The organism is Lentzea jiangxiensis, assembly GCF_900104175.1.
In the GTDB taxonomy this organism is placed as follows: Bacteria; Actinomycetota; Actinomycetes; order Mycobacteriales; family Pseudonocardiaceae; genus Lentzea; species Lentzea jiangxiensis.
In genome coordinates, this window is sequence record NZ_FNIX01000037.1 from 1 (window position 1) to 20,874 (window position 20,874).

A 20,874-nucleotide genomic window follows, 5' to 3' on the forward strand; every position below is an offset into this window, starting at 1 on the left:
CGGCCCAGCTTGGGCAGCGCGTACTCCCATCGAGGCAACAACGGCTCGATTCGCGCCCACAGATCGTCGGACACGATCCACGGTGGCTGCTCACCCTTTCTCACCCGTTCATGATCAACGATCATGAACGTTCAGTCACCACAGTTGATCAATCTGTTAGGAACTCTTAGGGATCGGGCTTCATCGCGCGTTCAGAACGACATCAGCTCTTCGCGGGACCAGGCCGCCACCCACGCCGACGCCCACGCGGCACCACCACCGCCAGCGCACCCAACAAGCACACGAGTAGCACCACCCCTCCAGCCATCGCCCAAGCAGCGCCGCGGGTCGCGCCGAAATCAGGAAGAGCCTTGACCACCAATGGTTCCCTGCGCGCGGCCACGGCGCCGCCGGCGGTGCCAGCCATGATCGCCGCCAGCGGGTCGATCACGTCGGCACCGGACTGCGGATACGCCGTGCCCCGCAGCCGGCGGGCGAGCTCGCCGGCCGACGACTCCGGCCGGTAGGACTTGACCAGCGCCGCGGCGGCGGCGACCTGCGCGGCGGCGAACGCCGGGCCGACACCTACCACCTGGCCGCCGCCTGGACCGGTGCCCATCACGAGCAGGCCCGGTGCGGCGAGCGTGCCGTGGACGATCTTGATCTCGGGCTTGCCGGAGGTCTTGCCGTCCGGGCCGATGGCGGTCACCGACAGCACGCCGGGGAGCGCCGCCGGGAAGTAAGGGCCGGGAGGGACGTTGCCGGCCGAAGTGACGTCCGGACCAGCCGCGGCGACGACCAGAGCGCCCGCCGCGATCGCGCGGTCCACCGCCTCGCGCAGCACCGGGGCGCCGTCCGCGGTGACCGCGCCGACGCAGATGATCCGTGAGCCCGCGCCGACCGCCGCGTCAATTCCGGTGGCGATGCTCGCCGCCGTCGCCGCTCCGGTCTTGTCGGTGCCGCGCACCGCGAGCACCCGCGCACCGGGCGCGAGACCGGACAGCCCACCGTCCTTTGCAGACTTGTAAGCAATCAGGCTCGCCAGCACGGTGCCGTGGCCGACGCAGTCCGCGCCGGCCTCGCCGGACACGTCGCCGGGCACCACCGACTGGTCCACGCCGGTGTCCACCACGGCGACCTGCACGCCGTTGCCGCGGGACATCGGCCACACCCGGTCCGCCCCGAGGTACGGCAGTTGCCACGGCACATCGGTCACGGTCTTCCCGGACGTGGCTGTGCACTGCTGCCCGGCCTTCAGCGCCTGCGGAATCTGGGGCAGGTCTTTCTCCTCGGCGGCTGCCACGCCGCCGTTCGCCGCGAGCGTGAACACCACGCACGCGGCTGCCAGCTGTCGCCTCACCCGGTGAGTCCACCACGGTGCGGACCGCCGCGAACACGAAGAACCACCGGCAGGAATCCACGGTGAACTCAATCGGGGGTGTGTTGCGTTGGCCGGTGCGGAGCCTCGGGCTCCACCGGACGAACGACGGAGGGAGCGCCCGTGTCACGGCACGTGCTCACAGTGGACCGCGACAACGGCTACCGCACCATTTCCGCTGCTCTTCAGGACGCGCGCAACGGGTCGGTGATCTCCGTCCTGCCCGGCCGCTACGACGAGTCGCTCGTGGTGACGAAGGTCGTCACGATCGCGGCGAGCGATCCGCGGGGCAGCGTGGAGATCGTGGCGCGGCAGGGCAGCGTGGTGCGCCTCATCGCCGAGGCCGTGAAGCTGACCGGACTGGTGCTGCGAGGCCAGCACGAGGAACTGCCCGTGCTGGACGTGGCGCGCGGCCAGGCGGCTGTGGAGGACTGCGAGATCGTCGGCGCCGCGTGGACCGCCGTGCTGGCCCACAGCTCCGGGTCGCTGGCCATGCGCGGCTGCCGCGTGACGAACCCCGCGGGTGCGGGTGTCGTGGTCACCTCCGCGGCGGCGAGCACGATCGAGGACTGCGTCATCGAGCACGTCGGGACGTCCGCGATTGTGATCGCCGACCGCGGCAACCCGACAGTGCGTGACTGCACCCTGAGGCACGCGAAGGGGAACGGCGTCTGCGCCAACGGCCAGGCACAGGGAACCATCCAGCACTGCGACATCTCCTCCACCGAGCGGTCCGGCATCGCGCTGGAGGAGGACAGCTCCACCAAGATCATCGACACCACCGTGCGCGACACCTCGAGTGGCGTGTTCGTGAGCACCCATGCCTCGCCCGTACTGGAGGAGTGCCGGATCACGAACACCACGGGTGACGGGATCACCGTCGCCAACGGTGCGGACCCGGTGGTGCGCCGGTGCCGCACCACCAAGACCGGTGGCGCCGGAGTGCGGGTCACCGGGCGGGCGCGCGGGTCGTTCGAGGAGTGCGAGATCTCCGACGCGACCGAAGCGGGCATCCACGTCGACGAGGCGAGCGGCCCCGCGTTCACCCGCACCTCGGTGCGCGGCGGGTCGTCGGTGGGCCTGCTGGTCACCGACGGCGCGACGGCCGAGTTCGACCGGCTGGAGGTCCGCAACGTCGCGAGTGACGGTCTGCGCATCGAGGCGGCGGCGAACCCGCTGCTGCGCAGGGCGACGTTGGACGGCTGCAAGGGTCACGGCATCCAGGTCACCGGCAACGGCCGCGGCCGGCTGGAGGACTGCGAAGTGCGCGAAGCGGCGAAGTCCGGGCTCAACGTCTCGGAGGGCGGCAGCCCGTACATCAGCACGTTGCGAGTGCACCGGTCCGGCGAGGCTGGCGTACTGATCGGCCCTGGCGGGGTCGGCTCGCTGCGGGACTGCGAAATCAGCGAAACGGCCACGCACGGCGTGGTGGTCTGCGACGGTGGCGAGCTGATGTTCTCCCGGTCCAAAGTGCGGCGGGCCGCCGGGCACGGCCTAGTGGTCGAGGCGGGCGCGCGGGCGAAGCTGACCGCGGACGAGCTGACCGGGAACGACCGCGACGGCGTGCGCATCGACTCCACCGACGCGGTGAGCGTGGTGGACTGCACGACGTCGGACAACAAGGGCAGCGGCCTGCGGGTGACCGTACCGAGCGCGCGGGTCTCCGTGGAGAATCTGACGAGCAACGGCAACGGCACCCCGGACACCGACGGCACCACGGCGAGCGCCGAGGCCGTTCCGGAACAGGCTTCCGCGGCGACACAGGCGGAGGGCTGCGGCGAGGAAGCCCCGCTCGCGAAACTGGAGGCACTGGTCGGTCTCACCGCGGTGAAGCACCAGGTGAAGACCTTGGTGAACCTCAACAAGATGGCCCGCAGGCGCCAGGAGGCGGGCATGGTCGCGCCGCCGACCAGCCGGCACCTGATCTTCGCCGGGCCACCCGGCACCGGCAAGACCACCGTCGCGCGCCTCTACGGCAGCATCCTCGCCGAGCTGGGCGTCCTGCGCGACGGCCACCTCGTCGAGGTCGCGCGCGCCGACCTGGTCGCGCAGATCGTCGGCGGCACCGCGATCAAGACCACCGAGACGTTCAACAAGGCGCTCGGCGGCGTGCTGTTCATCGACGAGGCCTACACGCTGTCCTCGCAGGGCAAGGGCGCCGGGCACGACTTCGGCCGCGAGGCCATCGATACCCTGGTCAAGCTGATGGAGGACCACCGCGACGACGCCGTCGTGATCGTCGCCGGATACTCGCAGGAGATGGCGACGTTTTTGCAGTCCAACCCCGGCCTCGCGTCGCGGTTCACCCGCACGATCGAGTTCGAGAACTACTCCACCGACGAGCTCGTCACCATCGTCGAGAAGATGTGCACCGCCCACCAGTACCACGTGCCCGAGGACACCAGGAACGCCCTCGCGGTCCACTTCGGACAGATGCAGCGCGGCGACGACTTCGGCAACGGACGCACCGCCCGCAAGGTGTTCGAGGAGATGGTGGACCGCCAGGCGTTCCGGCTCGCGAACGAACCGGACGCGGACGACCAGAGCCTGTCCCTGCTGCAGGCCGTGGACGTGCCGGGCGGGGCGGATCTCACCCAGCCCGACGAGACCGCCCTCACCTCCCTGCGCACGCGCCTCGACTCGATGATTGGCCTCTCCGGCGTGAAGGAGGCGATCAACGACCTGGTGAACCTGATCGGCACCGCGCGGCAGCGGCGCCAGGCAGGCCTCCCCGTGCCCACCATCAGCAACCACCTGGTGTTCGCCGGCGCCCCCGGTACCGGTAAGACCACCGTGGCTCGGCTTTACGGCGAGCTGCTCGCCGCCATGGGCGTGCTGCAGAAGGGACATCTGGTCGAGGTGGCGCGCGCGGACCTGGTCGGCCGGTACATCGGCCACACCGCGCACCTGACCACGGAGGCGTTCGAGAGCGCCCGCGGCGGTGTGTTGTTCATCGACGAGGCGTACGCGCTCACCCCGAGCGGCGGCAACGGCGGCGACTTCGGCCAGGAAGCCGTCGACACCCTGGTCAAGCTGATGGAGGACCACCGCGACGACACAGTCGTGATCGTCGCCGGATACTCGAACGAGATGCGGATGTTCCTGCAGTCAAACCCCGGCCTCGAATCGCGGTTCTCCCGGCACATCGAGTTCGAGAACTACGACACCGACGACCTCGTGACGATCGTGCACCGGATGGCGTCGGCCAACGGCTACGAGTGCGCGCCGCAGACCGTGGCGGCACTGCGCGAGCACTTCGCCGGGGTGCACCGCGACGTCTCGTTCGGCAACGCACGTTACGCCCGGCAGGTGATGGAGAAGATGATGACCCGGCAGGCAGGCCGCCTGAGCAAAGTTGGCGCGCCGACCGTCCACGACCTGCGTCTGCTGGCACCGGAGGACCTGCCCTGACGTGCCTCGTTTGAACCCGCTCACATCGACTGAGCTGGCCGTACGGATCACAGACGGTGTCGGGTCAGGTCTCACACGCCACACGGGGTGAACCCTTTCGGAGGTCCGTCGCGTTTGCCGTGATGAAGCCGAACGACAAGGGGGAGGGTCTGTGTCACGGCATGTGCTGACGGTGGACCACGACCAGGGGTACCGCACGATCACGAACGCGTTGCGGGACGCACGCGACGGCACGGTGATCTCCGTGAGCCCTGGCCGCTATGCCGAGTCACTGGACGTGACCAGATCCGTCACCATCACCGCGGCCGGGACCAGCGGTGTCGTCGAGGTGAACCCGCCGGTCGGCAGCGCGGTGCGGGCGAGCGCCGCCGAGGTGCAGTTGATCGGACTCGTGCTGCGCGGCCGCGACGCGGAGACACCTGCGCTCGAGGTGCCGGGCGGCCAAGCCGTGGTGGAGGACTGCGAGATCATCGGTGGCGCGTGGACCGCGGTGCTGGTCAGCGATCCCGGCGCGCTCACCCTGCGCGGCTGCCTGGTGACCAACCCCGGCGGCGTGGGCGTCGTCGTGACCTCCCCGTCCGCCAGCGCGATCGAGGACTGCGTCGTCGAGCACGTCGGCACGGCGGCGATCGTGATCGCCGAACGCGGTGACCCGCTGGTGCGCGACTGCACGCTGCGCGACGCCAAGGGCAACGGCATCCACGCGACCGGCACCGCCCGTGGCGTGGTCGAGCGCTGCGACATCTCCGCCACTGAACGCCACGGAATCGCACTGGAGGAAGGCAGTTCGACCACGATCCGAGACACGGCGGTGCGCGGCACGGCTGCCGGTGTGCTGCTGCGCACGAACGCCTCCCCCGTGTTGGAGGAGTGCCACGTCAGCGACACCACCGGTACCGGCATCACCGTGTCCGGCGGCGCGGCGCCGGTGCTGCGCCGGTGCCGCGTCACGAGGACCGCCGACGCCGGGATCCGGGTCACCGGGCGGTCGCTCGGCGTTTTCGAGGAGTGCGAGGTCTTCGACGTGAACGGGGCGGGCATCCACGTCGACGAGGCGAGCAACCCGGTGTTCACGCACACCTCCGTGCACGGCGGCACCGGTCCTGGCCTGCTCGTCACCGACGGGGCGGCGCCCGAGTTCGACGGTGCCGACGTCCGTGACGTCGCTGGTGCCGGGATGCGCGTCGAGACGACGGCGAACCCGTTGCTGCGCCGGGCGGTGCTCGCCAGCTGCGGCGGCAGCGGTGTCGAGGTCGCTTCGGACGGCCGCGGCCGCCTGGAAGACTGCGAAATTCGGGACACTGGGCAGAACGGCCTGCACGTCAGCGACGGCGGACGTCCACAGGCGACCTCGTCACGGGTGCGCTCGGCAGGCGCCGCCGGGGTGAGCGTGGCACCGGGTGGGGTGGCCTCGATGCGTCATTGCGAGGTGAGCGGAGCCGGCGAGGACGGTGTCGTGGTGCACGACGGCGGCGCGTTGATGATGGCGCAGTCCGTGGTGCGCGACTCGAACAGGCACGGCGTGCTGGTGCAGGTCGGCGGACGCGCGGTGCTGACCGGGGACCGGCTCACCAACAACGGCAAGGACGGCGTGCACGTCGACTCGGCGGACGCGGTCAGCGTCGTGAACTGCGGGGCGTCGGGCAACTCCGGCAGCGGCCTGCGCGTCACCGAGCGCGGCAACAGGACTTCGGTGGAGAACCTCACCAGCACGGCCAACGGTGATCCGGACGAGCTGCCGACCGGCCGGCAGCAGGCCGAGCCCGACGACGACAACGAGGTCCTGCGGAAGCTGGAGGCGCTGGCCGGGCTCACCGAAGTGAAGCGCCAGGTGAGAACCTTGGTGCAGCTCAACAGAAGGGCTCACCGGTACGGACTGCACGCACCACCGGACGGGCGGCACCTGATCTTCACCGGGCCACCGGGCACCGGCAAGACCACCGTCGCGCGGGTCTACGGCGGCATCCTTGCCGAATTCGGCATCCTGCGCTCCGGGCACCTCGTCGAGGTCACCAGGGCGGAACTGGTCGCCGAGGCGTTCGAACAGGCGCTGGGCGGCGTGTTGTTCATCGACGACGCGCACACGCTCACCAGCCAGCACGAGGCGGTGCGCACCCTGGTCGAGCTCGTGGAGCGCCACCGGGACGACATCGTCGTCATCATCGCGGGCTCCGTACCGGAGACGGCGGAGTTCGTCGCGGCCGAGCCCGGTCTCGCGGCGCGGTTCACCCGCGCCATCGAGTTCGCGGACTGCGACACCGCCGACCTCATCTCGATCGTGGAAAACATGGCCACCGCGCACCAGTGCGCGGTGGCGGCGGAGACGCGCGACGCCCTATCCGTCCACTTCGGACGGTTGCAGCTCGGCGAATGCTTCGGCAACGGCCACACCGCTCGCAAGGTGTTCGACGAGATGCTGGAGCGCCGGGCACTCCGGCTCGCGAACGACTCCGCCGCGGCAAGCCGCGAACTGCTGCCCGCCGACGTACCCGGCGGTGCCGTGGTGGACGGTAACTCCGGCGCGCACGCCGCCGCGCAGGCGAAGCTCGACGCCATGATCGGGCTGGGCACGGTGAAGGAGGTGATCACCAGCCTGATTTCCACGGCGCGGCAGCGATGCGCGGCGGGGCAGCCGGTGTCCCCGATCGGCCACCACCTCGTCTTCGACGGCCCACCCGGCACCGGCAAGACGGCGGTGGCCCGGCTGTACGGCGAGCTGCTCGCCGCGATCGGTGTGCTGCGAAAGGGTCATCTGGTCGAAATCGCCTGCGACGAACTTCTCGGCCACTACGTAGGGCATTCCGCCCAATTGACCAAAGACACGTTCGAACGGGCTCGCGGTGGCGTCTTGCTCGTCGACGAGGCGTACAGCACGACGCCACCCACCGACGACTGCTGCCAGGAAGCCGCCGCGGCGCTAGTGCGGCTGATGGGCGGCCATAGCGACGACACGGTGGTCGTCATCGCAAGCCATTCCGCCGTGATGAGGGAGTTCCTGCGCACGACTCCAGGCCTCGCCGCGCATTTCTCCCGATATGTCGAATTCGCGGATTATCCGACCGACGACCTGGTGAAGATCGTGCATCGGATGGCGGTCGCGAACGGCTACGAGTGCACCGCCGACACCGTCGCCGCGCTTCGAGGGCACTTCAGCACCATGCCGCGCGGCAGGAGGTTCGGCAACGCCCGCCACGCGGGGCAGGTGCTGGAGCTGATGATGAGCAGGCAAGCCGGTCGTCTGACGAACGTGGCGAATCCCACGGTGCAGGACCTCCGGCTACTCCTTCCAGGCGATCTGCCGAGGCCGGCCGCACCCTGAAAGGAGGCAGAAATTCACTCAACGGCGCTCACTGAAAGTGCGTTCGACGTCCGACACTACGCCACCCGATTGATGCTACTCCGTCTGCGCGAACATCCATGGCAGGATGGCGCAAGTGAGCACGACTGCATTCGGCGACTTTCTTCGCTTCTTCCGGTTGCGCGCCCTGATGACGCAGGAGGACTTGGCAGAACGCACCGGTGTCAGCGTGCGCGCTATCAGCGATATGGAGCGCGGCCGGGCCCTCACCCCGCAACGCCGCACCGTCGAGCTGCTGGTCGACGGACTCGGGCTGAACGGGGAGGAAGCAGCCGACTTCATCGCGCGGTCACGGCTGAAGCGCCGGCCCCCGGCCCAGCCCGCCGTCATGGAGTTCAAGGGCGGCGACGGCGACCAGCCCAAGTCACCGCTGCTGGCGGCTCCCACGACAGCACCGGCAGCGGCGGCGGTTCCCAGTACCGCCTGTGCGCTGCCCCCGATGCTCGTCGAGCTTACCGGCCGGGAGGCCGAGCAGGCGGCGCTGGACGGGTTCGTCCGCGACAGCGAGTCCTCGTCGGTGCTGCAGGTCACCGTCGTGCACGGTCCGCCAGGAGGAGGTAAGACGGCGCTCGCCATCGACACCGGCTACCGGCTCGGCAGCCGGTTTCGCGACGGGTGTCTGTTCGTCGACCTGCGTGGCCTGAGCGACCAGTCGCTGACGCCGGACGACGCGGTCCGCCGGTTGCTGCGCGGGTTCGGGGTGAGCGACCGACAGATCCCGGCCAACGCGGACGACAAGCTGTCGCTGTACCACTCGCTGTTGCGCGACCGCACGGTGCTGCTCGTGCTGGACAACGCTCTGAACGAGGCGCAGGTGCGCCCCTTGATCGGAACGAGCCCCGGCACCATGGTGCTCATCACGAGCCGGAGCACGCTCACCGGACTGGACATCCGCCACCGCCTGGCGCTGGACCTGCTGCGGCTGGATCGCGCCGTCACCCTCCTGCGCGCTGTTGCCGGCGAGGAGCGGCTCGCTCCCGAACCGGAGGCGGCCGGGCGGGTGGCCGCGCTGTGCGGTGGTGTTCCGCTCGCGTTGCTCATCGCGGGCAATCGCCTGGCCAGCCGGCCGCAGTGGACCGTCTCGCACTTCGCGGACCAGCTGGAGGATGAACGGCGACGGCTGTCCGTGCTCACCGCGGGCGACCTGCAGGTGCGCACGGCGTTCGAGCTCTCCTACCAGAGCCTGTGTCCCGCCACCGCGATGATGTTCCGAAGACTCGCGCTGATCCAGGGCTCGGACACCAGCGTCGAGCACGCCGCGGTGCTCACGGGGCAACCCGAGCACGTCGCGGAGCAGTCGCTCGACGAACTCGCCGACGCGAGTCTGCTCGGTCTCGGGCGAGTGCCCGGCCGGTACACCCGCCACGACCTGTTGCGCGTGTTCGCCGTCGAACGGCTGGAGCTCGACGAGGACCCGGCCGCCCTGGCCGAGGTGCGCGACCGGGTGCGGCACTGGCTGCTCGCCGTCGCCACAAAGGCGGCTTTGTTCTTCGACCACGACAGCAGCCCGTTGCACGACGGGATCGACGGACCGGATCCGGTGCGGGACCGGGAGTCCGCGGATCGCTGGCTCGGGCTGGAGCACGAGCACGTGCGAGCCGCACTGCGCTCCGCCGCTGAGCTGGGCGAGCACGAGAAGGTGCTTGCGCTGGCCCAGGCGATGCACTGGTACTCAGACCTGCGCGGCACCGGTGAGTTGTGGCGCGATGTCTTCCGGCTGGGCGCTGACGCGGCACGCGAGCTCGGCGATCCGCGGGCGGAGGCCGAGCAGCTCAACTACCTCTCATGGGCCTTGTTCAGCCTGTGCAGCGAGCTCCACGAAGCGCTGGCGGCGCACGAGTCCGCCGCCGCGAAGGCGCTGGAGTCCGGCGACCTCGTCACTCAAGGGTGGAGCGCGTACTACGGTGCGGCCATCCTGTGGCGGCTCGGCGAACCCGAGGGCTACAACGACAACATCCGCCGGTGCGTCGATCTGTTCGAGCAGGCGGGTTACGAGACCGGGCTGTACCTGGGGCTGGTGCTCCTCGGCACCTACCTGCAACGGCAGGGTCAGTACGACGAGGCGATCGCGGTGCACCAGCGATGCGTCGCGTACCACCGGGGCAAGACGGCGACGCCGGGCACCGAGGAACTGCTGGCGATGACGCTGACCAAGCTCGCCGAGACGCTCACCGTGTCGGGTGAACCGGCGCAGTCGATCGTCCTGCTGGATGAGGCAGAGTCGATGTTCCGCAAGCACAGCGCGTTGATGGCGGTGTCTCGGGTGCAGCGCCTGCGCGGCATCGCGCTGCTCCGGCTGGGCCGCTGGCAGGAAGCCGAGCAGCAGTTGCAGCACGGGCTCGACGCGTCGCGGGCGATCGAGGACAAGGTCGAGAGCCTCGCGTGGCTGGCTGAGCTGGCCGACGAGCGCGGGGACGCCGCACTGGCGCGTGAGCACAGGGTGCGAGCGCTGGCCGAGTGCACCGGCTTCGACACTCCGATGGTGCGCAGCATGGCGGCGAAGATCGCCACCAGCCTGGGCGTTTCTCTGCCTGCCTGATCACCAGCAGGCGGCGGTCACTCCGTGGCCTGCGAGTGCTTCCGTCATAGCGATGGTCGCGTTGTGCACTCGCGACTTGATGGTGCCCACCGGCACTCCGATGACGGCGGCCGCGCCCTGCCGGGTGCGGTCGAGCCGGTAGACCTGCTCCAGCGCCTGTCGCTGCGTCGGGGTGAGCCGCGCGAGTCCTTCGTCGACGACGCACCGGCTGACCACCTCGTCGGCGAAGTCGGCACCACCGCCGGGCAGCAGGTCGAAGTCGTCGTCGCCGAAGATCACCGGACGGGCCTTGTCCCGGCGAATCCAGTCGACGATGAGGTTGCGCGCGACGGTGAACAGCCACGAGCGCACCATCACGCCCTCGGCGGCCAGCTGTTCCTGGTGCCGCCATGCCCGGAGCATGCACTCCTGCACGACGTCCTCGGCCCGGTGCGGGTCGCCGGGCAGCAGCCGGCGGGTGAACCGCAGGAGGTGCTCCCGGTGTTCCCCGTGCAGGTCCGCCAGAAATGAGCTCGCTGCCACCCGCGACGGTCGTTCGTTGGTGACGTGACGAGAAGCCATGGTGGCCACCTCCCCTGCTTCGGCGTTGTTGTTGCCCCGAAGTTCACCGGCTGGAGCCGCCGGCTACCACGAGGAACCACCGGAAGAACTCCGTTTCCCGGAGGTTCTGCCGGTAGTTCCTCGTGGCTGCGCGAGGCGGCGCGCTAGTTACATGGCAACCGGCGAAGGAGGAGGTAGCCCAGGTGACCGACCGCGACCACCGCTCCACGACGTTCCGGGCGTTCGTCGAGGAGCGTCCTGGCGAGCAGTGGCGCGAGCACGTGCGCCGGCACTGGCCTCGGCTGCGTCCGTCCGAGGTGGACGATTCGTTCACCATGGCGTGGCGCACGGCAGTGCTGGGGCTGTCCGTTCCCGCGCTTGGCGCGATGTCGGCCGAGCTGGCCGCCGCCGCCGAGCTGGACGACCTCGCGCTGACCGCGTTTCTGACCCACGTCGGCCCGCCCCGGCCCGAGGTGACCGGCAGGCAGGTAACCGGCGGCAGCACGCTGGTGCGCAACCTCGATGCCGATGTCACGCGGCACGAGTGGACGTTGTGGCAGAGCAAGCTCGGCCGGCGGCGGGTGATGGGCACGACCTCCGGGTTGTGGGGCCTGCTGGACGGCATCAACGAGGACGGTCTCGTGGTATCGCTCAACTCCGACCGAGAGGCGCGCCACGATGAAGCCACGTACGGCCTGAGCGGGCCGCTGCTGGTGCGTCACCTCCTCGAACACTGCGCGGTGGTGCGAGACGTGGATGAGGCACTGACGGGCTGGCGCACCGCCACCACGCACGACATCAGCGTGGTGGACGCGGCTGGTGACCGCGCGGCGTACCGCGTGCAGCCGAACAACCTGACGTTGCGCGGCCGCACGCAGCACTGGGACACCTCTTTCGAGGCGGTGTCGGCGATGCTGTCCGCACCGCGCTACCGCACAAGCAGCACGCTGGGTGTGCGCACGCTGCACACAGCTGTCTACCTGCCTGCGAAGGGCAGCGTGACATTGTTGTGGCCCAACGAGATCAGGTCGTGGACGTTCGACGTGTTCGAGCCGGCGGAGATCGAGGTACCGCACCGGGCCGATCTGACTCCGTGATCACTCCATCCATTCGCGACATTCACACGAGAGCTGGTCTGCTTTGCGAGAACTGGGAATCGTGGCACAGATCGCCATGACGGCCAGGTTCGCCTGGGAACGGGGACCGGGCCGGCTCACCGCCGGCCGCGACAGGTTTCCCGACGTACGCCGGGTGCTGCACAGGGCGTACGAGCGAACCGAGTTCTACCGGGCGAAGTGCGACGCCGCCGAGGTGCACTCGCGGGACGTCCGCACCTGGCAGGACTTCCAGAGTGTGCCCGTGACGACGAAGGACGAGCTGATCGCGGCGGGTGAGGCCGCGATCGTGCGCGGGGAGGCGGCGAAGGCGCACGTGTCGCGCAGCTCCGGTTCGTCCGGCCAGGTGCTCGACGTCTACGGCAGCGACACCAACTGGATCAAGGACAGCATCATCGGTGTCGAGGCCTATCGGCAGCACATCGGCCTGCGGATCGGCGACCGCCAGCTCTACGCAAACACCTCCGAGTACCCCTACCGGTCGATCGGCGGACTCGGTTACCGAGTCGAGTACTTCGCCAACCTCCGCCCGGTGGGCGAGCTCGCCGACCGGTTGCTGCGGGACAGGCCGGAAGTTCTGCTGGTGTACCCGTCGATCGCGGCCGAACTGTGCGAAGCGCTGCGCACGCGCGGGCTCGATCCGTTGCCCGACTATGGTTTGCGTGCCGTCGTCACACATTCGGAACAGTCGTCGCAAGCGTTCCGCGACGAGCTGGCCGCGTTCTTCGGCTGCCCCGTCTACGACGAGTACGCCACCGAGGAGCTCGGCAGGCTCGCGCTGCAGTGCCACCTCGGCACGTACCACCTCGTGGAAGCCCAGAGCCACTGCGAGATCCTGGACCAGGACACCGGTGACGCGGTGGCTCCCGGCGAGCCGGGAGAGATCGTCGGCACCAACCTGATCAACATTACCATGCCGATGATCCGCTACCGGCAGAACGACATCGCCGCGATCGGCAACATCGCGTGCCGGTGCGGCGCTCCCCGTGGCCGGACGCTCGACCAGCTCCTCGGCCGCCGCAACAGCTTCTTCACGCTGCCGAGCGGCACGCGCATCGCCTCGGGGCGGCTGCTGGACTGGACGTACCACCTGATCCTCAGCGAGCGGCTCGACATCACGCAGTTCCAGCTCGCGCAGACCGCTCTCGACCACGTCGTCCTCCTCGTCGTGGCCGGGCCCGGCTATCAGCCCGAGCGCGACGCCGGCATCGTCCGCGCGAGCTTCCAGCGCCTGCTGACCGACCGCGTCACCATCGACGTCGAGGTCGTGCCGGACATTCTGAAAACCGCGGCGGGCAGGCACATTCCGATCAGATCAGACCTGTGGTTGGCCGCAGCCGAGCTGAGCTGAGACCAACCGGCGGCAGTGCGACGACGTCGTTGAAAGCGCTTTCCAGCGTCACTTGCAGAACCATCGGCAGAATCGGCGGATTCAGGTCTGCATGAGTTCCTGCCTGGCTGTAACCGGACGAACACGGTGTGCTTAATCACATCCAAACCGCACCCGACGCCGGGTTACGACGGAAGGACTGTTCATGACTGCTGAGCCCATCGCAGTCGTCGGAGTCGGCTGCAGGCTGCCCGGTGGCGTGTCCAGCGCGTCCGAGCTGCTCGACACCCTCCGCGACGGCCGCGACTGCGTCACCGAGATCCCTTCCGACCGGTGGGACGTCGACGCGTTCCACGCCCCCGACACCGTCCGGCCGGCGAAGATGATCGCCCGCCACGGCGGCTTCCTCAGTGGCATCGACGAGTTCGACGCGGGCTTCTTCGGCATCTCCGGTGCGGAGGCCGCCAGGCTCGACCCGCAGCAGAAGATCGTGCTGCAGACGGTGTGGCAGGCATTCGAGCACGCCGGCCAGAACCCCGAGGAGCTCAAGGGCACGAACACCGCGGTGTTCGTCGGCGCGTCCAACACCAACAGCCACGTCTCGCTCAAGCTGCATGCGGAGAGCTTCGCCGGCATCACCGGATATGAGGCGACGAGCGACGCGATCAGCGTGATCGCCGGCCGGGTCGCGAGCTTCTTCGGCCTGCAGGGGCCGTGCATGACCGTCGACACCGCATGTTCCGGTTCGCTGGTCGCCCTCCACCTCGCCCGGCAGAGCCTGCTCAGCGGCGAGTGCGACACGGCCGTCGTGGTTGGCATCAACGTCCTGGTGTACCCGGCGGTGCACATCGCCTTCTCCAAAGCGGGCCTGTTGTCGCCCACCGGCCGCTGCCGGGCGTTCGACGCTGACGCCGACGGCTACGTGCGCAGCGAGGGATGCATCGCGGTCGTGCTGCGGCGCGAGTCGGTCGCGGTGGACCGCGGTGACCGGATCATCGCGAGCGTGCTGGGCACCGCGGTGAACCACCACGGTCGTTCGGTCGGCATCACCGCACCCGACCGCCAGGCGCAGGAACGGGTGATGCGCACCGCGCTCGCCCAGGCAGGGGTGCGGCCCGGGCAGGTCGGCTACCTCGACGCGCACGGCACCGGCACGCCGGTCGGCGACCCAATGGAGATGAGCTCGATCGTCGACGTGTACGGCGCGCCGCGGCCCGAGCAGCTGCGCATCGGCTCGGCGAAGAGCAACTTCGGCCATCTGGAGGCAGGTGCAGGCCTGCTCGGGCTGGTAAAGGCGGCACTCTCGCTGGAGCACGAGACGATCTTCCCGAGCGTGCACTTCACCCGGTGGAATCCGAAGATCGACCTGCGCGATGCCGACATCACCGTGCCAACCGAGCCGATCGCGTGGCCACGCACCATTGAACCGCGCATCGCCGGAGTGAACTCCTTCGGCTACAGCGGTACCAACGCGTGCGTGATCCTGCGCGAGGCGCCGGCGACCACCACGGCACCTGCGGACAAGCGCGGCCACGAACTGCTGGTGCTGTCGGCCAAGTCCGAGGAGAGCCTCAACGAGCTGGCCGAGCGCTGGGCCGAGTTCCTGACCGGCTCTCCGGACGGCCTGGGAGCCGCCGCCTTCACCGCGGCCACCGGTCGCGCCCCGCTGCGGCACCGCGTCGCCGTGGTCGGTTCGGATGCCGCCTCGGCCGCGGAGAGCCTGCGCCGCTGGCGATGCCGCCGTCCCGGTGCGTCCGTCGCGCACGGACGGGCGCGCAAGAACACCAAGGTGGCCTTCGTGTTCACCGGCCAAGGCTCGCAGTACGAGGGCATGGGCCGGGAGCTGTACGACCGCGAGCCGGTGTTCGCCGCGGAGATCGACCGGTGCGCCGAGGTGATGGACCCTGAGCTCGGCCGGCCGTTGCGCGAAGTTCTGTTCGACGAGAACGACTGGGCCGAGGACACCACATTCGCGCAGCCCGCGTTGTTCGCGGTCGAGTACGCGCTCGCGGAGCTGCTCCGCTCATGGGGTGTTGTGCCCTCGGTGGTGATCGGGCACAGCGTCGGCGAGATCGCCGCCGCGTGCATCAGCGGTTTGCTGGACTTCGCCGGCGCCGCGAAGTTCGCCGCGGTGCGGGGCAGGCTGATGGGCGCGCTGCCGTCCGGTGGCCGGATGCTCGCCGTCGCCACGACCGAGGACGTCGCGCGGAACTGGCTATTGGGTAAGGAGGACATCGCAATCGCCGGGGTCAACGGCCCGCGCAGCGTCGTGGTGTCCGGTGCGGCGGAGGCGGTCGGCGAGATCGAACGGCTGGCCGCGGAAAAGAAGGTCCGCACCACCGTGCTCCACGTGTCGCACGCGTTCCACTCCTCGCTGATGGACCCGGTGCTCGCGGAGCTGGAGGAGTTCGCCGCCACGCTCACCACTTCGGAGCCCGCCATCCCGATGGTGTCGACGTTGACGGGACAGCAGCTCACCGGCGACGAAGGCCCCGCTTACTGGAGCAGGCAAGCCCGTGAGGCAGTGCGCTTCCACGACGGCATGCGCGTGGTGGCTGGACTCGGCTGCCCGGTGATCGTCGAGGTCGGCCCGCACCCGGCTCTCATCCCCGCTGTCTCGGCGGTGGCGGAGACCGGCACCCGCCTCGTGGCGACGCTGCGCCGCGACCGCCAGGACGCGGCCAACCTGTTGCGTGCGGCAGGCGAGCTGTTCGTCACCGGCGCGGGGATGGAGCCCGCGCGGCTGTTCGCCACCGCGCCGCGGGAACGGCTGGCCGCGCCGCTCTACCCGTTCCGCCGCGATCGCTACTGGTTCTCACCGGACGGTCCGGGCGCGATTCCCCAGGAACCGCAAAGAGTTCCGCGAGGTGTCTCGCCGGAACCGGTGCAGCCCGAGGCGGTGCAGCCGGGGGAGGTCACCACGACCGAGTCGACGCTGACCGCCACGACCCCGTGGGTGGACCACCGGATTCTCGGCAAGACGGTGTTCCCGGCGAGCGGCTATCTGGAACTGGCCGTGCGCGCCGCGCGGCCGGACGACCGAGCTGTCGTGCTGAGCGACGTCGACTTCCGTCAGCCGCTGGTGCTGTTGCCGCGCAAGAAGACGACGATCAGCGTCGAGCTGGACGACGCCGGCCGGTTCGTCATCGGCCGCAACGACGACGGCGCGGTGTTCTGCCGGGGCAAGGTCACAGCGGAGGAACCGGCCGCGTGCCGGCTGCCACCGGGTGAGCTGCGCGACCAGCTGACCGCGGGCCTCGCCCCCGGCCGGTTCTACGGCAAACTCCGGGAAGTCGGCATGGAGTACGGGGCGACCTTCTCGACCGTGCGCGAACTGTGGAACGGCGCGGAGGGTTCCGGCACGGCACTCGGACGGATCACCACCGCGCCCGACGGCGCGCCCCATGAAGAGCACGAGCACCGGCTCAGCACGCTGGTCGACGGTGCGCTGCACGTGGTGGCTGCCGCGTTGAGCACCCTGTCGTCGCGGGCATTGGACGGCGCGTACGTACCGGCCAAGCTCGGCCGCGTCGCGGTGACCGGGCCGTTGCCCGTGCAGGTGTGGAGCCGCGTGAGCGTGCGGGTGAACGACGCCGGTTCGGTGGCCGTCGCGACGGTCGACGTCACCGACGACGACGGCAACGTGCTGGTGCGGCTGGACGAAGCGGAGTTCCGGCACACTTCCGCGCTGGCCGATGACGGCGTCGCGATTCCCGGAACCACGCGCCGCGCCGGTGACGCCCGCGCCGAGCTCATGTCCAAGATGGACGGATTGACCAGGGATAAGCAGCTGGCGGTCGTGACCGAATGGGTCGTCGAGGAGGTCAAGGACACGCTCGGCAGGCTGGCCGCCGAGTACGAGTACGAGCTCGACGTGAGCAGCCTCGACCCGTCCTCCGCACTGCTCGAGATCGGCCTTGACTCGCTGATGATCACCGAGTTCCAGCGCCGCATCCAGGAGAAGCTCGACTTCCGGTTCAAGGCGATGGAAGCCGTCGAATACCAGAGCATGACGAACCTCGCCGAGTACGTCCTCGACAACGTGCTCGTGCTCGCCCCCGCCGCCTGACCAACCCACGCCCGCCGACAAAGGAGCGCCGCGCCGTGCTCGACGCGAAGTTCGTCAACGACCACATCGACTCCCACCTGGATAAGCGCCAGGTCAACAAGGTGCAGCACGGTTTCCCGTCGCCGCGCTATTGGACGGAGGAGTCCGTCCCGGTGGGGAGCATCGCCGACAGCCGGCGCCGCATCCGTGACCTGGGCCGCTCGACGCCGCTGAACCTGTACGTCGGGGTGCCGTACTGCATTAAGACCAACCCCGGCAAGTGCGGCTACTGCCTGTTCCCGGTGGAGGAGTTCCGGGGCAACGAGGCTTTGGAAATTTACTTCGACTACCTGAGCCGCGAGGCGGCCATGTACAAGGAAGCCTTCGAGGGCGCGACTCTCGGCGGCGTGTACTTCGGCGGCGGTACGTCGAACCTCTACAAGGAACCGATGTACCTCAAGCTGATGGATCTGGTCCGGGACCTGTTCCCGGACATCACCCCGGACGCGGACCTCACGCTCGAAGGCATCCCGCAGCTGTTCTCCCGCAGCAAGATCGAGGCGATCCGCGACGCCGGGATGAACCGGATCAGCATGGGCGTGCAGCAGATTAACGAGCGGCTGAACAAGCTGAGCGGCCGCAAGCAGACGCTCAAGCACACGGTGCAGAGCCTGGAGTGGGCCCGCGACTTCGGTCTGGCCGCCAACCTCGACCTCATCTTCGGCTGGCCGCAGCAGACCGTGCGCACGATGATCGAGGACCTGGAAACCGTCGTGTCGTGGGGAGTCCACGACATCACCCACTACGAGCTCAACGTCGGCGGGCCGACGGACTTCGCGCTCAACCGATTCCACGAGCTGCCCGCGCCGCTGAGCAACCTGGAGATGTACCGCGAGTCGCGCGACCTGCTGAAGTCGCACGGCTACGAGCAGCTCACGGCGTACAACTTCCGCAAGCCCGGCGACCCGGTCGGCCGCGACTACGAGGAGGGCGTCGCACCCCGGCTGGACAACCTCGATTCGGTCGGGCTCGGGTACGCGGCGATCACCTTCTTCGGCGACACCGTGCTGGACGACGGCGACTCGTGGTCGTTCATCAACCAGCGCAACCTGGGCCGCTACAAGGAGATGATCGACAACGGCCAGTTCCCGGTGGAACAGGGTTTCGGGCACGCCAAGCAGGACTGGCGGCTCGCGATGCTGTTCCGCAACCTGCTCGGCCTGAGCGTCAGCCGCACCGAGTACCGCGCCGCGTTCGGCATCGACGTCTACGCGGAGTACCAGAGGATCTGGGACGCGCTCGGCGAACGCGAGCTGGTCGAGGTCACCGACGACAGCGTGACGCTGATCGACGACGGCCCGTTCTACACGCCGATGATCCAGGCGCTGCTCGCGGAGGAGCGGTACCGCGCACTGCGCGAGCACGAGGTGCGCAACCGCGTCGTGGTCGACCTCGCCGCGCCCCAGAAGCTGGTGAGCGCGTGAACACGTTGATGGGTAAGAGATTCGTCGTCACCGGAGGCTCGCGCGGAATCGGTGCGGCGGTGGTGCGGCTCGCGCTGGCAGAAGGCGCCGACGTGGTGTTCGGCTATCGGCGCAACGCCGACGCGGCCCGCGAGCTGTGTGAGGGGATGGCGAAGGCGCATCCGGAACGGATCTGCGCGGCGCTGCCCGTGGACGTGTCCGATCAGGACGGCGTCGCCGGGTTCGCCGAGGGCGCGCTGGAAGCACTAGGTTCGATCGACGTCCTGGTGAACAACGCGGGCATCTCGCGCAGCAGCGCGTTCGCGGGGATGCCGCGCGGCGAGTGGGACGAGCTGGTCGAGACGAACCTGGGTGGCCTGTTCAACACCACCCAGCCACTGGTGCTGCCCATGGTGAAACAACGCGGTGGCGCGGTGATCAACCTCAGCTCGGTGGTGGGCCTGCACGGCTCGGCGATGCAGGTCGGATACTCCACTACCAAGGCCGGGATCATCGGCTTCACCAAGGCGTTGTCCAAGGAGATCAGCGGCTTCGGCGTGACGGTGAACGCGGTGGCGCCGGGCCTGATCGAGACGGACATGACCGCCGTGATCCCCGAGGAGCACCGGGAGATCGTCCGGGCGCGCATCCCGACCGGAAGGTTCGGCACGCCGGAGGACGTCGCCCACACCATCTGCTTCCTCGCCTCGGACCGAGCGCGCTACATCACCGGACAGGTCATCGAAATCGCTGGAGGTTTGGTCCTGTGAACGACTGGGACGACGACGAGCCGGTGATCCCGGTTCCGGCCGACGACTCCGAGGTCCCCTCGTTCTGGCGAGCACTCGGCCTGCCGGGACTCGCCGACGTGCACGTGCACTTCATGCCCGACTGGCTGATGCGGCGGGTCTGGGCGCACTTCGACAAGGGAGGGCCCTCGGTCGGCCTGGAGTGGAAGGTGCGCTACCGCTGGACCGACGACGAACGGGTGGCATACCTGCGCCAGCTCGGCGTGCGCCAGTTCAGCGCGTTGTCGTACGCGCACAAGCCGAACCTCGCGGTCGAGCTGAACGAGTGGGCACTGGAGTTCGCCCGCACGACATCGGGTTGCCTGCGGTCGGCGACGTTCTACCCCGAACCCGGCGTGACGGGCTACGTGTCCGACGCGCTCACCGCGGGCGCCCAGGTGTTCAAGATCCACGTGCAGGTCAGCAAGTTCGATCCGAACGCGCCGGAGCTGGATCCGGTGTGGGGCATGATCTCCGACGCCGGTGTGCCCGTGGTGATGCACGCCGCGCACATTCCGGTCGGCAACCAGCACACCGGGCCGAACCCGGTCGGCGAGCTGCTCTCCCGGCACCCGCGACTGCCGGTGGTACTGGCGCACATGGGCATGCCGGACTACGAGCCGTTTTTGCGCCTGGCCGAGCAGTACGAGCGGGTCACGCTGGACACCACGATGGCGTTCACCTCATTCATGGAGCAGATCATCCCGTTTCCGCGCGATCTGCTCCCCCGCCTACGCGATCTGGGCCTCGCCGGAAGGGTGTTGCTGGGCAGTGACTTTCCGCAGATCCCGTGGTCGTACGCGGAACAGCTGGCCGGCCTCGCCCGGCTGGACCTGGACGAGGACTGGCTGCGGGCCGTCTGCTGGCATAACTCCGTCGCGCTGTTCGGCTCACCGCTCGCCGTCGCGACGGAAACCCACTGAGG

At 69.2% G+C, this 20,874-nt stretch carries 11 protein-coding genes; 9 read left to right on the forward strand and 2 right to left on the reverse strand.

The features are described 5' to 3' along the window. Positions 1-202: 202 nt before the first annotated feature. Positions 203-1,339, reverse strand: coding sequence for a S8 family serine peptidase (locus BLQ91_RS38730; RefSeq protein WP_281199894.1), 1,137 nt, complete (start codon positions 1,337-1,339; stop codon positions 203-205). A 141-nt stretch (positions 1,340-1,480) separates the two neighbouring features. Here BLQ91_RS38730 and BLQ91_RS38735 point away from each other — a divergent pair, with 141 nt between their 5' ends. The 3 genes from BLQ91_RS38735 to BLQ91_RS38745 all read left to right on the forward strand — a co-directional run bounded on the left by BLQ91_RS38735 (position 1,481) and on the right by BLQ91_RS38745 (position 10,665). Beyond that, complete coding sequence (locus tag BLQ91_RS38735) at positions 1,481-4,768, forward strand: right-handed parallel beta-helix repeat-containing protein (protein WP_090105450.1); 3,288 nt, start codon at positions 1,481-1,483, stop codon at positions 4,766-4,768. A gap of 151 nt (positions 4,769-4,919) precedes the next feature. Beyond that, the gene (locus BLQ91_RS38740; RefSeq protein ID WP_090105452.1) at positions 4,920-8,087 is read left to right on the forward strand and encodes a right-handed parallel beta-helix repeat-containing protein; all 3,168 of its coding nucleotides are present in this window, start codon (positions 4,920-4,922) and stop codon (positions 8,085-8,087) included. Positions 8,088-8,202: 115 nt separating this feature from the next. After that, positions 8,203-10,665, forward strand: coding sequence for an ATP-binding protein (locus BLQ91_RS38745; protein WP_090105454.1), 2,463 nt, complete (start codon positions 8,203-8,205; stop codon positions 10,663-10,665). Here BLQ91_RS38745 and BLQ91_RS38750 read toward each other — a convergent pair whose 3' ends face one another. Next, positions 10,666-11,226 (reverse strand): sigma-70 family RNA polymerase sigma factor, encoded by a 561-nt coding sequence (locus tag BLQ91_RS38750; RefSeq protein ID WP_090105477.1) that lies wholly within the window; start codon positions 11,224-11,226, stop codon positions 10,666-10,668. Between the two features lie 122 nt (positions 11,227-11,348). On the opposite strand from BLQ91_RS38750, the gene BLQ91_RS38755 reads away from it, so the two are divergent. From BLQ91_RS38755 to BLQ91_RS38780, 6 genes are all read left to right on the forward strand, one after another. Continuing rightward, positions 11,349-12,302 carry a carcinine hydrolase/isopenicillin-N N-acyltransferase family protein gene (locus BLQ91_RS38755; RefSeq protein ID WP_143023078.1) on the forward strand — a complete coding sequence of 318 codons (954 nt, stop codon included), beginning with the start codon at positions 11,349-11,351 and terminating at the stop codon, positions 12,300-12,302. A 61-nt stretch (positions 12,303-12,363) separates the two neighbouring features. Then, positions 12,364-13,671, forward strand: coding sequence for a phenylacetate--CoA ligase family protein (locus BLQ91_RS38760; RefSeq protein ID WP_090105458.1), 1,308 nt, complete (start codon positions 12,364-12,366; stop codon positions 13,669-13,671). A gap of 184 nt (positions 13,672-13,855) precedes the next feature. Further along, positions 13,856-17,719 (forward strand): type I polyketide synthase, encoded by a 3,864-nt coding sequence (locus BLQ91_RS38765; RefSeq protein ID WP_090105460.1) that lies wholly within the window; start codon positions 13,856-13,858, stop codon positions 17,717-17,719. A gap of 35 nt (positions 17,720-17,754) precedes the next feature. After that, entirely contained in the window at positions 17,755-19,182 is a 1,428-nt protein-coding gene (locus BLQ91_RS38770) for a coproporphyrinogen-III oxidase family protein (RefSeq protein WP_176960197.1), read from the forward strand. Next, complete coding sequence (fabG, locus tag BLQ91_RS38775) at positions 19,179-19,931, forward strand: 3-oxoacyl-ACP reductase FabG (protein ID WP_218130572.1); 753 nt, start codon at positions 19,179-19,181, stop codon at positions 19,929-19,931. The genes BLQ91_RS38770 and fabG overlap by 4 nt, the downstream gene beginning before the upstream one ends. Then, on the forward strand, positions 19,928-20,872 hold the full coding sequence (locus tag BLQ91_RS38780) for an amidohydrolase family protein (RefSeq protein WP_245734295.1): 945 nt from the start codon (positions 19,928-19,930) through the stop codon (positions 20,870-20,872). Before fabG ends, BLQ91_RS38780 begins: the two co-directional genes overlap by 4 nt. The last annotated feature ends 2 nt before the right edge of the window (positions 20,873-20,874 follow it).

What these genes read in the sequence shown, in the direction of transcription:
- BLQ91_RS38750 (WP_090105477.1), bottom strand. Translation starts at nt 11,226, where the DNA reads ATGGCTTCTCGTCACGTCACCAACGAACGACCGTCGCGGGTGGCAGCG.
- BLQ91_RS38765 (WP_090105460.1), top strand. Translation starts at nt 13,856, where the DNA reads ATGACTGCTGAGCCCATCGCAGTCGTCGGAGTCGGCTGCAGGCTGCCC.